This is a genomic window from Paenibacillus popilliae ATCC 14706, from assembly GCF_000315235.1.
Taxonomy (GTDB): Bacteria; Bacillota; Bacilli; order Paenibacillales; family Paenibacillaceae; genus Paenibacillus_B; species Paenibacillus_B popilliae.
Genome location: NZ_BALG01000229.1, coordinates 1 through 966, shown reverse-complemented (window position 1 = coordinate 966; position 966 = coordinate 1). Strand labels below are relative to the sequence as shown.

The window sequence follows — 966 nt, the reverse complement described above, 5'->3', positions numbered from 1 at the left end:
TTGTCGTAAAGGAAAAAAAACAGATTGCTACTGGTATGATAGCGTATACCATGATGCTTAAATCAAAAATTCAAAGAGACACTCATCATATGGGTGTCTCTTTGAATAGTAGCTATTTAGAGATAAGCGAGAAATATAACAAGGAAAGGAGTGTTTACAATGCAAAGAAAACGACTGCTTTGTACCGTTATTGCGTTATTTATGTTGGTCGGTTGTACGAAAAAGACAATCGAACCGCCCCTCCAACCTATAACACTAAAAGTGATGCATAATATGGGTGAATCTAAATTTTACGAAGAATATGGAATGTACGCCGATGTAAAAGGATTACAAATTACGTTTGACGTTATTGCTAGAATGAACACAAACAAAGAAGGAGGTATTGAAAACGTTGTAAAAAAGTATTATCCTGATGTATTGTTACTTACGTTACAAGAATATAAAACACTATTGGACAAAGGGGAATTAGTCGACTTAGAACCACTAATAAAACGAGATAACTTCGATATTGAAAATATGTTACCTTCGGTGATAGACTTTATACGACAACAGGCGGGGGACAGAAAACTATATGGATTAACATCCTCTTTTTCTAACCAAGCTGTTTTTTACAATAAAGATTTATTCCAAACCTATAAACTCATGTTACCGACAGATCAAATGACATGGAAAGAAACATTATCTATAGCGAACCAATTTAAGCCAATAAAAGGGGTGAGTGGTCTTAGTGTTCGTACTACGCCTTATCACCTTATTTGGCAGATCGCAGATACGGAACGGTTAAAAGAAGTTGATTTAAAACAAAAAAAAGCATTCGTCCACACAAAACCATGGAAAGAAATTGTGGAACTTGTTTGCGATCATTATCAGGCAGGGAATTTAATTTTTAATCCATTACAACAGTCAATAGATAGTAAACGAATTCTTCGATATAGCCTAAAGGATCAAAAAAAGATCTTTGGGGAA

The 966-nt window shown here is 34.5% G+C and carries 2 protein-coding genes; both read left to right on the top strand.

Annotated elements, in window-relative coordinates; translation table 11 throughout:
• Positions 1 to 272, top strand: a 272-nt coding sequence (locus PPOP_RS24465; RefSeq protein ID WP_006287342.1) for a hypothetical protein, incomplete at its 5' end; no start/stop codon positions are given.
• A gap of 1 nt (position 273) precedes the next feature.
• The coding region (locus PPOP_RS14805; RefSeq protein ID WP_234399855.1) for a hypothetical protein at positions 274 to 966 on the top strand (693 nt) is incomplete at its 3' end.